2 tRNA genes are annotated in these 488 nt (G+C 46.5%); both read left to right on the top strand.

Annotation, left to right across the window (positions count from 1 at the left end):
• The first annotated feature begins 36 nt into the window (after positions 1-36).
• Positions 37-113 (top strand) — tRNA-Ile (locus ACT3UM_RS24210).
• A gap of 118 nt (positions 114-231) precedes the next feature.
• Positions 232-307 (top strand) — tRNA-Ala (locus ACT3UM_RS24205).
• Positions 308-488 lie beyond the last annotated feature (181 nt).

Here is a 488-nt window from a genome sequence, read left to right as displayed (position 1 = left end):
GATATAGAGCAAACGGTAAAAGCACGATCCCCTCTTGGGTCTGTAGCTCAGTTGGTTAGAGCGCACCCCTGATAAGGGTGAGGTCGGCAGTTCAAGTCTGCCCAGACCCACCAAATTTTATCTATCGCTGCGTTATTTTATAACTCGCATAGCAGGCTATGCGTCGTCATAAAATGCCTTGCGCTAAATAAAATTGGCCAGAGGTGAATGTGACTAAGTGAGTGACTAGATGGGGCCATAGCTCAGCTGGGAGAGCGCCTGCCTTGCACGCAGGAGGTCAGCGGTTCGATCCCGCTTGGCTCCACCATTTAGTACTACTTTTTAACTTAAATACCGTTTGTGAACGTTTCGTGACCATTGATAAGTCGCTGCACTGTAGTCGCTATAAGTGTTGTTATAGCTACAGAATGCCGCTTTATCACTGTTCATTGAACAGCTGCTCTTTAACAATGTATATCATGCTGACAAGAACACTTCGCAAGAAGTGG

Origin of the sequence: Halomonas sp. AOP13-D3-9 (assembly GCF_052379125.1) — a bacterium.
GTDB lineage: Bacteria > Pseudomonadota > Gammaproteobacteria > Pseudomonadales > Halomonadaceae > Vreelandella.
The sequence above is the reverse complement of the archived record's forward strand: the minus strand, read 5'-3'. Positions and strand labels throughout refer to the sequence as shown.